Raw genomic sequence first — 12,230 nt, 5'->3', positions numbered from 1 at the left:
GCGTGCGGATCAGTCGGCCAGGACCTCGCCGGTGGTGAGGTTGACGGCCGGCTCCACCTGATCGGCCGCGGCACCGAGGTGCGCGGCGATCGTCCCCGCCAGCGTGGGACCGATGCCGGGGACGTCGGCGATTTCCTCGGCGCTCGCCGCCCGGATCTTCGTCATCGACCCGAAATGCCGCCGCAGCGCGGCCTGCCGCGACTTACCCAGACCTGGTATGCCGTCCAGACCGCTCACGGTCATCGCCTTGCTGCGACGTTCGCGGTGAAAGGTGATGGCGAACCGGTGCGCTTCGTCGCGGACGCGCTGGAGCAGGTAGAGCCCCTCGCTTCCGCGCGGGAGGATGACCGGGAAATCGTCGTCGGGCAGCCATACCTCTTCCAGTCGCTTGGCGAGCCCGACCACAGCGACGTCGACGACGCCCAACTCGCGCAGGACGGCGCCGGCGGCATTCGCCTGCGGCTGCCCGCCGTCGACCACCAGGAGATTGGGCGGATAGGCGAACTTCTTGGCGCGCCCGTCCTCGGTTTCGGTGCGCTCAGTGAGATAGCGCTGGAAGCGCCGGGTGAGGACTTCGCGCATTGCGGCCGTGTCGTCCACGGCCTCTCCTCGGACGATGAACCGGCGATACTCGGACTTGCGGGCCAGTCCGTCCTCGAAGACGACCATGGAAGCGACGACATTGGTGCCCTGGACGTGGCTGACATCGAAGCATTCGATCCGCAGCGGGGCCTGATCGAGCCCGAGGTGCTCGGTGAGTTCCTCGAGGGCCTGCGCGCGGGCGGACAGGTCACCGGCCCGCGCGACCTTGTGCCTGGCCAGGGACTGGTCGGCATTGCGCTGGACGGTCTCCATGAGCGTCTTCTTGTCGCCGCGCTGCGGCACCCGCAAGGCGACCTTGGCCCCGCGGATGGAGCCGAGCAACTCCGACATCGCGGCGGGCTCCGGGGGCAGCACGGGCAGCAGGACTTCGCGCGGGATGCCCTCGGCCGATTCGGCGCCGTAGACCTGCATGAGCAAGCGCTCCACAAGCTCCGGGACGCTCTCGGCATCCATCTCGGCGACCCATCCTCGCTGGCCGCGGACCCGGCCGCCACGCACGTGGAAGACCTGGACGGCCATCTCGAGCTGGTCCTCGGCAACCGCGAAGACGTCGGCGTCGGTCGCGTCGGTGAACACCACGGCCGATCGTTCCAGCGCCTTGGTCATGGCCGCGATGTCGTCGCGCAGGCGCGCGGCGCGTTCGAAGTCGAGCTCGGCTGCGGCCTGCTTCATCTGTTCGGTCAGTGACTTCACGAAGCGGCCGGTGTTGCCGGCCATGAAGTCGCAGAAGTCCTCGGCGATCTGACGATGAGTATCGGCGTCCACCCGGCCGACACAAGGAGCCGAGCACTTGTCGATATAGCCGAGCAGGCACGGTCGGCCGACCTGGCCGGCTCGCTTGAAGACACCGGCGCTGCACGTGCGGACGGGAAAGACCCTGAGCAACTGATCGAGCGTCTCGCGGATGGCCCAGGCGTGCGCATAGGGCCCGAAATAGCGGGTGCCGGGCCGTTTGGACCCTCGCAATACCTGAGCTCGGGGGAACTCCTCCCCCATCGTCACCGCGAGATAGGGGTAGGACTTGTCGTCGCGGTATTTGACGTTGAAGCGCGGATCGAACTCCTTGATCCAGCTGTACTCGAGCTGGAGTGCCTCCACCTCGTTTGCCACGACGGTCCACTCGACGGATGCGCCGGTGCGGACCATGCGCGCAGTGCGCGGGTGCAATCCGCCGATGTCCTGGAAGTAGGAGGACAGGCGTGAGCGCAAGGACTTGGCCTTGCCGACATAGATGACCTGGCCGTGCGCATCGCGGAACCGATAGACGCCCGGGTCGACCGGGATGCTTCCCGGTGCCGGTCGGTAGGTCGTCGGATCAGCCACTCCTGCACTGTATGCGGGCTCGCCGACAGCCCCCGTCAGGTCACCGTGACGAAGTCGCCGTCAACCGTTGCGGTCTTGGCGGGCAACGGCTGCGTGGCGGGTCCTTGAACGACGGCACCGTCCGCGATGGCGAACTGGCTGCCGTGACACGAACACCCGATGGTCTTGGCCACGGAGTCGACCGGGCAGCCCTGGTGCGTGCAGATCGCAGAGAAGGCCTTGAACTGACCCGCGGTCGGCTGGGTGACCACGACCTTCTCCGCGGACAGGATGACGCCGCCGCCCTCCGGGACCTGGTCCTTGCGGACCCGCGTGCCGCCGGCCGAGGAGCTGGATGAAGCACCCGCGCCAGCGCTCGTGGGCGAGGAGGATTCGGAACCGCACGCCGAGGCGGCAAGGACCACGAGCCCACCCGCCCCCATCCCGAGAACGGCTCGGCGCGCGTTGGAGGGATCGCCTTGGGGGGAGGTATCGGTCATACGTGCGTCCTTTCACGTGGCGGCGACCTGCCGTCGGAGGTACCGTGCGAGTGGACGCTACCGGATGCCGCCGAACGGGCCACCTTCCGCACCCCATTGTTTCTTGACCGTTAAATCTCCGGTTTTGGCATAACGAGAGGGACACGCGAGCGGCGGGGCGTGTCGCGGCGCGACTTTTTGCGGTTACTGTGCCCTTGCTCCGTCCCGAGACGGTGCCGACGAGGTCGTTCTCGTCAGATCGTTTAACCAGGAGGAATCCCCGTGTCCAAGCGCTCCGTCGCGTCCGTCGGCGCCACTGTCCTTGCCGCGTCGCTCATGCTTTCTGCCTGCGGCTCGCGCGGTGGCTCCGATACCACCAGCGGCTCCGGTGGCGGTAACAGCAGCTCGAAGGTCGCCAAGATCGGCGTCATCGCCCCGCTCTCCGGTGACCTGGCCGCCCTCGGCCTCGGCATCAAGAACTCCGTCGACCTGGCCATCAAGCAGGCCAACGACGCCAACGCCATTCCCGGCTGGAAGCTCGAGCTCGCCGCCGAGGACGACCAGGCCACAGCCGATGTGGGCAAGAATGCCGCCACCAAGCTGGCCGGCGACAAGGACGTCATCGGCGTCGTCGGAACCCTGAACTCCTCGGTCGCCCTACAGGTCCAGCCGGTCCTCGCCTCCGCGAACATCGTGCAGGTCTCGCCGGCCAACACCGGTGTCTCGCTGACCAAGGGTGACGATGCCGCCAACCCGAAGCGGCCCTTCCCGACCTACTTCCGCACCTGCACCACGGACGCCGTGCAGGGTCCCTTTGCCGCGCGCTACCTCTTCGAGAAGGCCGGCATCAAGGAGGTCGCGACCGTCCACGACAAGAAGGCCTACGGCCAGGGTCTGGTCGCAGCCTTCACCGAAGAGTTCAAGAAGCTCGGCGGCACCATCGCCGCGGCCGAGACCATCAACCCCGACGAGGACAAGTACGACGCGGTCGTCTCCGCCATCAAGCCGAAGGGACCGAAGGCCCTCTACTACGGAGGCGAGTACCCGAACGCGGGCCCGCTGAGCCAGCAGATGAAGGCCCAGGGTCTGAGCATCCCGCTGATGGGTGGCGACGGGATCTTCGACGGCAAGTACATCGAGCTCGCCGGCAAGACCTCCGAGGGCGACCTCGCCACGTCGGTCGGCGCCCCGACCGACAGCACCGAGTCGGGCAAGAAGTTCCTCGAGCAGTACAAGAGCGCGGGCTACTCCGACCCGTCGGCGGCCTACGGCGGCTACGCGTATGACGCGGCCAACGCGATCATCAACGCACTCAAGGTCAGCCTCAAGGACGCCGGCAGCGTCGCGGATGCCCGCGCGAACACCGTGACCGACCTGGGCAAGGTCAGCTTCGACGGTGTGACCGGCAAGGTGGCGTTCGACGAATACGGCGACACCACGACCAAGGTCTTGACTGTGTACAAGGTCTCGGGCGGCGCCTGGGTCGCGGAGGACACCTCCGAGTTCAAGTGATCGATCGCGATCCGCAATAACTGATCGTCGGTGGGGGGCAGCGTGGCCTGCTCCCCACCGACGTGCTTTATCGCTAGGTTTCTCCCCAACGTGACCACCGTCACGTTCGCCCCCCGACCCAACGAAGGAGTGTCCACACGGTGACTACCTTCCTGCAGCAGCTCGTCAACGGGCTGACGCTGGGCTCTCTCTATGCGCTGATCGCCGTCGGCTATACGGTCGTTTACGGCATCGTGCAGTTGATCAACTTCGCTCACGGCGAGGTGTTCATGATCGGCGCATTCGGAGCCCTTGCCACCTACCTCCTGCTCTTCAAGGGCCAGACCGCCTTATGGATCCTGCCGATCATGATCATCGGCGCGATGATCGCGGCCGTCGGCACGGCGGTGCTGATGGAAAGAGTGGCCTACCGGCCGTTGCGTCACGCACCACGATTAGCACCGCTGATCACCGCTATCGGTATCTCGGTCTTTCTGCAGGAATTCGTGCGGCTCTTCTTCGACAAGATCCCCGGCACCAACTTCCCGTCGGCCAAGGCGAAGATTCCCTTTCCCCAGATCGATGTGGTCACCGGACCGGCCATTGACCTCGGTGGCGTCACGATTCAACGCGCGGCCGTTTTCACCTTCGGGGCCCTCCTCATGTGTGCCGCCGGCCTGTGGTACTTCGTCAACCGGACCAAGGTGGGCCGGGGCATGCTCGCGGTCTCGCAGGACCCCGACACAGCGCGCCTGATGGGCATCAATGTCGACCGGATCATCGTCGTGGCCTTCGCCGTCGGCGCCGGTCTGGCCGCCGTCGCCGGCGTCGCGCAGGGCCTGCAGAACACCAATATCAACTTCAAGATGGGCTTCATCGCCGGTCTGAAAGCCTTCACCGCGGCCGTCCTGGGTGGAATCGGCAATATCCAGGGTGCCGTCGTGGGTGGCCTGGTGCTCGGCGTTGCCGAGTCGCTGATCACCCAGTACTCCGGAATGTTGCCGGGCTTCCTCGGTCAGTTCGGTGGGTCGTCCTGGAAGGACGTCTGGGCCTTCGCCCTCCTCATTCTCGTTCTCGTCTTCCGGCCGCAGGGCCTCCTCGGCGCCAAGGTGGTGGATCGCGCATGATCAAGCTGCCCAACCTCCCGGAGGAAACCCGAGCCGCGCACGCGAGCAAGGGCTGGCCGTTGGCCCTCGCCGGCTCGGTACTGCTGATCGTCAGCGGGCTGCTCTCGTGGTCCTACGACCCAAACATTCTCGGCGACATCTCCATCGCCCTCTGGCCGGCGACGCTCCAGCTCTTCGCGATCTTCCTGGGCGTTGTCGCACTGATCTTCGCGCTCATGCATAAGGGGCCGCTGCAGCGGCTCGGCGACTGGTTCGACGCCGCGCTCGGCCTGCGCACCCTCGGCAATGGGGCGGTGTTCTTCGCCCTCTTGTCGATCCTGGCGATCGCCTACGAGGCCGGCGGGCTGATCAACATCAATCCCGGTGCTTGGGTGGCCTTGGCCGGCGCGGTGCTGCTGTTTGTCGGTGCCCACCTGACCCCGCAGCGACTCCTGCACGATCTCGCCAAGACCCAGGTCAGCTCGGTGGTGGAGATCCTCGTGATCGTCGTCCTGATGGCGTTCGCGCTGTTCAGCGCGGCATACGTGCTGGGTCGTGACGACGCATGGGTCTTCGTGCTCTTCCTGCTGGTCCTCGGCGTCATCGTCATGGCGATGGCGCGCGCCGGCTTCTTCACGTGGTTCGGGTATGTCGGGGCGCGGCACCGGCAGGTGCTCACGCTCGCGGCCTTCGCCGTCGCCTTCCTCTTCCCGTTCACGCAGGACGGGTCGGACGCGAATATGTCGATCGCCACCCAGGTGATCATCTTTGCGGCGACAGCCATCGGTCTGAACATCGTCGTCGGCCTCGCCGGCTTGCTCGACCTCGGCTATATCGCCTTCCTCGGCTCCGGCGCGTATGTCGCGGCCATGATGTCGAATGCCGCGTCGGCGACCGTCGGCTTCAAGCCGCCGTTCATCCTGGTGATGTTCATCGGCGCCTGCGTCGCCGCCATCTTCGGTTTGATCATCGGCTCGCCCACCTTGCGCGTTTCCGGTGACTACCTGGCCATCGTGACGCTGGCCTTCGGTGAGATCTTCCGCCTGTCGATGTTCAACCTCGACGGCAACAACGGTCCGGATCTGACCAATGGCCCCAATGGCATCCCGGGCATCCCGGACCTGAAGCTCTTCGGCTTCGACTTCGGCAAGCCGCATACGATCTTCGGTCTGCAACTCGGCCGCTTCAGCAACTACTACTTCATCCTGCTGCTGCTGATCGGCTTCGTGATCCTGGTCTTCACCCGCCTCAACAACAGCCGCATCGGCCGTGGTTGGGTGGCCATTCGCGAGGACGAGCGCGCCGCCGAGGCGATGGGTGTGAATGTCTTCGGTCTGAAGCTCTTCGCCTTCGCCGGTGGCGCCTTCCTCGCCGGCCTGGCCGGGACGATTAAGGCCCACCAGGACACGGCCGTCAGCCCCGACCAGTACGTCTTCCTCGAGTCGGCCTTCCTGCTCTCGGCCGTCGTCCTGGGTGGCATGGGCACGGTGGCCGGCGTGCTGGTCGGTGCGACCATCCTGAAGCTGCTCCCCGAGAAGCTGCGCTTCTTCAGCGAGTACCGGCTGCTCATCTTCGGCCTGCTGCTCGTGGTGATGATGCGGATCCGGCCCGAGGGCCTGATCGCCAGCAAGCGGCGACAGCTGGAATTCCACGACGAGGACGAAGGACTCGCGAAGGAAATCCAGCAAGAACATCTACTCGAGGTCGCAGCGACCACGGAGGGACCGCGATGAACACCGCAATTCAGGAGGCGCCCGCTGGACGGCAGGGCGGCGGCAAGGTCGGCGCCATGGTGCTCGAGGCCCGCGGCGTCGTCATGCGCTTCGGCGGCTTGGTCGCCGTCAACAATGTCGACTTCGACGTCCACGAAGGCGAAATCGTCGGGCTGATCGGCCCGAATGGCGCGGGGAAGACGACCTTCTTCAACTGCCTCACCGGGATGTACAAGCCGACCTCAGGCACGGTGACCTTCTACGGTCAGACGCTGCCTCCCAAGCCGCGGGCCGTGGTCAAGGCCGGCATGGCGCGCACCTTCCAGAACATCCGGCTTTTCGGCAATATGACCGCGCTGGAAAATGTCATGGTCGGGCGCTATTGCCGCACCTCCTCCGCGGCCCTCACCTCGATCATCCACGGCCCGAAGTACCGGCGCGAGGAGGCCGAGTCCCGGGCCCGGGCCCTGGAGTTGCTGAAGTTCGTCGGTCTTGGGAAGTCCGCTGAGTTGCTCGCCCGGAATATGCCCTACGGCGATCAGCGCCGCCTGGAGATCGCGCGCGCATTGGCCACCGATCCCAAGCTGATCCTGCTCGATGAGCCGACCGCCGGCATGAATCCGCAGGAGACTGCCCAGGCGATGGACCTGATCTTCCGGATCCGGGACCTCGGGCTCGCCGTGGTCGTCATCGAGCACGACATGCGGTTCATCTTCCAGTTGTGCGACCGAGTGCTCTGTCTCGTGCGTGGCGAGGCCCTGATCTGGGGCACCCCCGGAGAGGTCCAGTCCGACCCGCGCGTCATCGAGGCCTACATCGGCGGCAGCGAGCTCGAGGACGAGGAGGACGCGTGAGCGCCATGCTGGAGGTCAAGGACCTCGAAGTCAGCTACGGCAAGATCAAGGCCGTCAAGGGCATCAGCTTCACCGTGGACGAGGGCCAGGTCGTTTCGCTGATCGGCACCAATGGCGCCGGCAAGACGACGACGCTGCGGACCATTTCCGGGCTGCTGCGACCGACCGGCGGAACGATCACCTTCCAGGGCAAGCGCATCGACCAGATGCCGGCGCACGAGATTGTGCAGTTGGGCATCGCGCACTCCCCCGAAGGCCGGCGGATCTTCCCGGCGATGACGGTCGAGGAGAACCTGCTCCTCGGTGCGTTCACGCGCGCCGACAGCGAGATCGGGAAGGACCTGCAAGCGGCATACGAACTCTTCCCGATTCTCGGGGAGCGCTCGAAGCAGCCGGCGGGCACCTTCTCCGGCGGCGAGCAGCAGATGCTGGCGATGGGCCGGGCGATGATGAGCCGGCCCAAGCTGATGATGCTCGACGAGCCGTCAATGGGTCTCTCGCCGCTGATGATGAAGCGGATCATGACGACCGTGCGGACCCTGCAGGAGCAGGGCACCACCGTGCTGCTGGTCGAGCAGAACGCCCAGGCCGCGCTGCGCCTGGCCAACATGGGCTATGTGCTCGAGGTCGGCAAGATCGTCCTGCAGGGCACCGGCCGTGAGTTGCTGAGCAGCGACGACGTGCGGAAGGCCTATCTCGGCGAGGACTGACGCGTCATTGCCGGTATGACCTGTGGGGCTGGGTTCGCATCGAACCCAGCCCCACAGGTCATCCGGCCATGGACGCGGTCGCCATCAGGCGGTCAGGGCGGCGGTTGTGTAGAGGGCGAGGAAAACGCCGACGTAGTGAACGATGAAGGCCGCGATCGTCAACGCGTGGAAGACCTCGTGGAAGCCGAACCAGCGCGGTAGCGGGTTGGGCCGCTTGATGCCGTAAATGATGCCGCCGATCGTGTAGAGCACCCCGCCGACGAGCACCAGGGTCAAGACCGCCGCGCCGCCGTGCGCGAGGAAGGCCGGCAGATAGAAGACGGCGGTCCAGCCCAGTGCGATATAGGCCGGGGTGTAGAGCCAGCGCGGGGCCCCGACCCAAAAGACCCGGAAGGCCACACCGGCCAGGGCGCCTGCCCACACGACCGCAAGCAGGACGTCGGCCTGCCTCGGTGGGAGCAGGAGGACAGCGAACGGGGTATAGCTGCCGGCGATGATGAGAAAGATGTTGGAGTGGTCGAGGCGCTTGAGTAGGCGCTCCCGCTTCGGTGACCAGCGGCCACGGTGGTAGAGGGCGCTGGTGCCGAAGAGCACCGTGGCCGCGACCGCGAAGATCGCGCAGGCGATCCGCGCCTGGGTGGTCGGAGCCATCGCAACGAGCACGATGCCGGCGATCAGGGCCAGGGGGGCTGCGACCAGGTGGAGCCAGCCGCGCAGCCGCGGCTTGACCTGCTGCAGCATCTCGCCGGCCGCTTCGGTCAGCGCAGTGGGGTCGAACGATCGAGGCTGTGACGCGCTCATGCACCCACCATAACCTACGGAACCGTAGGTTACCGGCCAGTCACCTCAGCGTGGGTGGTGCAGAGGCGACGAACAAGGGGGCTGTCGGTGGGGCGACATACGATATCGGACGTGACTCGAGCCACCACCAAAGGCGCCGCCGCCGGCCGCCAGCAGGACCACCTGATCGTGCGTGGCGCGCGCGAACACAACCTCAAAGACATCAATGTCGAGCTGCCACGCGATGCCCTCGTGGTGTTCACCGGGCTGTCCGGGTCGGGCAAGTCCTCGCTCGCCTTCGACACGATCTTCGCCGAGGGCCAACGGCGGTATGTCGAGTCACTGAGCGCCTACGCCCGCCAGTTCCTGGGGCAGATGGACAAGCCGGATGTGGACTTCATCGAGGGCCTCTCCCCCGCGGTGTCCATCGACCAGAAGTCGACCAATCGCAATCCCCGATCGACGGTGGGGACGATCACCGAGGTGTATGACTACCTGCGCCTGCTCTTCGCCCGCGCCGGGCGGCCGCACTGCCCGGTCTGCATGGAGCCGATCACCCGGCAGACGCCGCAACAGATCGTCGACCGCCTCTTGGAGTTGCCGGAAGGCACGCGTTTCCAGGTGCTCGCGCCGGTCGTGCGCGCGCGCAAGGGTGAGTATGTCGAGCTCTTCGCCGAGTTGCAGAGCAAGGGGTATGCCCGTGCCCGTGTAGACGGGACGGTCATGCCCCTGACCGATGTGCCCAAGCTGGAGAAGCAGGTCAAGCACACCATCGACGTCGTGATCGACCGCCTCGTTGCCAAGTCGCCCGAGGGTGATGCGGGGCGGTCGGCCAAGCGCCGGCTCACCGACTCCATCGAGACGGCCCTGGTGTTGGCGGGCGGGTCGGTGATCGTCGACTTCGTGGACGCGGAGCCGGGAAGTCCTGACCGGGAGCGGCGCTTCTCCGAGCGGATGGCGTGCCCGAACGATCATCCGTTGTCGATCGACGAGATCGAGCCGCGCTCGTTCTCCTTCAACTCTCCTTTCGGTGCGTGCCCGGTGTGCACCGGCATCGGCGTTGAGTTGGAGGTGGATCCGGAGTTGATCGTGCCGGACGAGGACCTCTCTCTTGCTCAGGGCGCCGTTGCCCCCTGGGGGCAGGGCAGCGGATCGGCGGAGTACTTCCAGCGGGTGCTGGGTGCCCTGGCCGAGGATCTCGGCTTCTCGATGGACGTGCCGTGGCGCGGGTTGCCGCAGCGCGCCAAGGACGCCGTGCTCCACGGGCAGAACCACAAAGTGCACGTCCGTTACCGCAACCGCTACGGCAGGGAGCGCTCCTACAGCACCGGCTTCGAGGGCGCGGTCCCATTCGTCAAGCGACGGCATACGGAAACCGACTCGGAGTGGAGCCGCGAGCGCTATGAGGGCTATATGCGCGAGGTGCCGTGCCCCACGTGTCGTGGGACTCGGCTGAAGCCGGAGTCGCTCGCGGTGCTGATCGGCGAGCGGAGCATCGCTGATGTCTCGGCACTCTCGATCCGCGAGGCGGCCGCTTTCCTCGGCGGTGTGGACTTCACCGAGCGGGAGCGGGCGATCGCGCAACGGGTGATCAAGGAGATCAATGCCCGTCTGGGCTTCCTGCTCGACGTCGGCCTCGACTACCTGTCGCTGAACCGGCCCGCCGGGACCCTGTCGGGCGGGGAGGCGCAGCGCATTCGGCTCGCGACCCAGATCGGCTCCGGGCTGGTCGGCGTCCTCTATGTCCTGGACGAGCCATCCATCGGCTTGCATCAGCGCGACAACCACCGGCTCATCGAGACCCTCGTGCGCTTGCGCGATCTGGGCAACACCTTGATCGTCGTCGAGCACGACGAGGACACCATCGCCACGGCTGACTGGATCGTCGACATCGGCCCGGGTGCGGGTGAGCACGGTGGGCACGTCGTGCACTCGGGGTCGGTCGCCGATTTGCTACGGCATCCGGAGTCGCTCACCGGGAAGTACTTGTCCGGTCGCGAGGAGATCCCGATGCCGGTGGTGCGCCGGCCGGTCGACAAGCAGCGGATGGTCAAGGTGCTCGGCGCCAAGGAGCACAACCTCGCCGATGTGTCGGTGTCGGTCCCGTTGGGGACCTTCGTCGCCGTGACCGGCGTCTCCGGATCGGGGAAGTCGACGTTGGTGAACGACATCCTCTACAACGTGCTGGCCAACAAGCTCAACGGCGCCCGGCACGTGCCCGGGCGGCACAAGACGGTCACTGGTCTCGAGCATCTGGACAAGGTCGTGCATGTCGACCAGAGCCCCATTGGACGCACGCCGCGGTCCAATCCCGCGACCTACACCGGCGTCTTCGACCACATCCGCAAGCTCTTCGCGACGACGACCGAGGCGAAGATTCGCGGCTATCAGCAGGGGCGGTTTTCTTTCAACGTCAAGGGCGGCCGCTGCGACGCGTGCTCGGGTGACGGAACCATCAAGATCGAGATGAACTTCCTGCCCGACGTCTACGTCCCGTGCGAGGTCTGCCACGGGGCCCGCTACAACCGCGAGACGCTCGAAGTGCATTTCAAGGGCAAGACGATCGCCGACGTGCTGAACATGCCGATCGAGGAGGCCGAGGAGTTCTTTGCCGCGGTCCCGGCGATCGCGCGGCATATGACGACCTTGAACGCGGTCGGGCTCGGGTATGTCCGCCTGGGCCAGCCGGCCACGACACTCTCGGGTGGTGAGGCGCAGCGCGTCAAACTTGCCTCGGAACTGCAGAAGCGCTCGACGGGCCGGACGATCTATGTGCTCGACGAGCCGACGACGGGACTGCACTTCGAGGACATCCGCAAGCTGCTGATCGTTCTGCAGGGGTTGGTCGACAAGGGCAACACGGTGATCGTCATCGAGCACAACCTCGACGTGATCAAGAACGCCGACTGGATCATCGATATGGGTCCCGAGGGCGGATCCGGCGGTGGCCGGGTGATCGCGATCGGGACCCCCGAGGAGGTCGCGGCGGTGGCCGGGTCGCACACCGGTCGATTCCTGGCGCCCATTCTCGAGCGGTCGGCTCGCACGCCGGCTCGGGCGACCGGGCGGGCGCGAACGCCAAAGAAGTCGGTCGTCAAGGCTGGGCCCGTTCAGGCCGGCGAGGTCACGAGGGCGCCGGCCGGAATGGCACCTGCCGCGAAGGCGACGAGGGCTCCGGCCGCAAAGGCTGCCG

9 protein-coding genes are annotated in these 12,230 nt (G+C 66.3%); 6 read left to right on the top strand and 3 right to left on the bottom strand.

Annotated features, from left to right (window positions below; all coding sequences use genetic code 11):
• Window positions 1–9: 9 nt before the first annotated feature.
• Both uvrC and PKH97_RS07650 read right to left on the bottom strand, forming a co-directional pair.
• The gene (gene uvrC, locus PKH97_RS07655) at window positions 10–1,926 is read right to left on the bottom strand and encodes an excinuclease ABC subunit UvrC (RefSeq protein ID WP_324386814.1); all 1,917 of its coding nucleotides are present in this window, start codon (window positions 1,924–1,926) and stop codon (window positions 10–12) included.
• A 35-nt stretch (window positions 1,927–1,961) separates the two neighbouring features.
• A complete protein-coding gene (locus PKH97_RS07650) occupies window positions 1,962–2,405 on the bottom strand; it encodes a Rieske (2Fe-2S) protein (RefSeq protein WP_324386813.1) in 444 nt (147 codons plus the stop codon).
• 261 nt (window positions 2,406–2,666) lie between these two features.
• Here PKH97_RS07650 and PKH97_RS07645 point away from each other — a divergent pair, with 261 nt between their 5' ends.
• The 5 genes from PKH97_RS07645 (at window position 2,667) to PKH97_RS07625 (ending at window position 8,257) form a co-directional block, all read left to right on the top strand.
• Complete coding sequence (locus PKH97_RS07645; RefSeq protein ID WP_324386812.1) at window positions 2,667–3,896, top strand: branched-chain amino acid ABC transporter substrate-binding protein; 1,230 nt, start codon at window positions 2,667–2,669, stop codon at window positions 3,894–3,896.
• A 140-nt stretch (window positions 3,897–4,036) separates the two neighbouring features.
• Window positions 4,037–5,002, top strand: a complete 966-nt coding sequence (locus tag PKH97_RS07640; RefSeq protein ID WP_324386811.1) for a branched-chain amino acid ABC transporter permease — start codon at window positions 4,037–4,039, stop codon at window positions 5,000–5,002.
• Window positions 4,999–6,714, top strand: a complete 1,716-nt coding sequence (locus tag PKH97_RS07635; protein WP_324386810.1) for a branched-chain amino acid ABC transporter permease — start codon at window positions 4,999–5,001, stop codon at window positions 6,712–6,714. Before PKH97_RS07640 ends, PKH97_RS07635 begins: the two co-directional genes overlap by 4 nt.
• Complete coding sequence (locus tag PKH97_RS07630; protein WP_324386809.1) at window positions 6,711–7,547, top strand: ABC transporter ATP-binding protein; 837 nt, start codon at window positions 6,711–6,713, stop codon at window positions 7,545–7,547. The genes PKH97_RS07635 and PKH97_RS07630 overlap by 4 nt, the downstream gene beginning before the upstream one ends.
• Window positions 7,544–8,257 carry an ABC transporter ATP-binding protein gene (locus PKH97_RS07625; RefSeq protein WP_324386808.1) on the top strand — a complete coding sequence of 238 codons (714 nt, stop codon included), beginning with the start codon at window positions 7,544–7,546 and terminating at the stop codon, window positions 8,255–8,257. The genes PKH97_RS07630 and PKH97_RS07625 overlap by 4 nt, the downstream gene beginning before the upstream one ends.
• An 84-nt stretch (window positions 8,258–8,341) precedes the next feature.
• Here PKH97_RS07625 and PKH97_RS07620 read toward each other — a convergent pair whose 3' ends face one another.
• Complete coding sequence (locus tag PKH97_RS07620; protein WP_324386807.1) at window positions 8,342–9,058, bottom strand: hemolysin III family protein; 717 nt, start codon at window positions 9,056–9,058, stop codon at window positions 8,342–8,344.
• A 111-nt stretch (window positions 9,059–9,169) separates the two neighbouring features.
• Between PKH97_RS07620 and uvrA the strand changes: the two genes are divergently transcribed.
• Window positions 9,170–12,230: excinuclease ABC subunit UvrA (uvrA, locus tag PKH97_RS07615; RefSeq protein ID WP_324386806.1), on the top strand; the 3,061-nt coding region annotated here is incomplete at its 3' end.

The organism is Nostocoides sp., from assembly GCF_035343835.1.
Classification (GTDB): domain Bacteria; phylum Actinomycetota; class Actinomycetes; order Actinomycetales; family Dermatophilaceae; genus Nostocoides_A; species Nostocoides_A vanveenii.
This window is presented reverse-complemented; position numbering and strand designations above follow the sequence as displayed.